1 pseudogene is annotated in these 257 nt (G+C 75.5%); it reads right to left on the reverse strand.

Features of this window, described 5'->3' with window-relative positions:
- Positions 1-253, reverse strand: a pseudogene (locus AN216_RS00090) (KR domain-containing protein); the annotation flags it as partial.
- Positions 254-257 lie beyond the last annotated feature (4 nt).

Raw genomic sequence — 257 nt, forward strand, 5'->3', positions numbered from 1 at the left:
CCGCCGCGTAGTTGCCCTGTCCGGGGCCGCCGAAGGTGCTGGCAGCGGAGGAGAAGAGGACGAAGGCGGACAGGTCGAGATCCCGGGTCAGCTCGTCCAGGTGGGTCGCCGCGTCCACCTTGGGCCGTAGCACGCTGGCGAGGCGGTCCGGGGTGAGCGCGGAGACCACCCCGTCGTCCAGGGTGCCGGCGGCGTGCAGCACCGCACCCAGCGGCCGGTCCGCGGGGACCTCGGCCAGCAGCGCGGCCAGCGCCGCA

The organism is Streptomyces oceani (assembly GCF_001751245.1).
Classification (GTDB): domain Bacteria; phylum Actinomycetota; class Actinomycetes; order Streptomycetales; family Streptomycetaceae; genus Streptomyces; species Streptomyces oceani.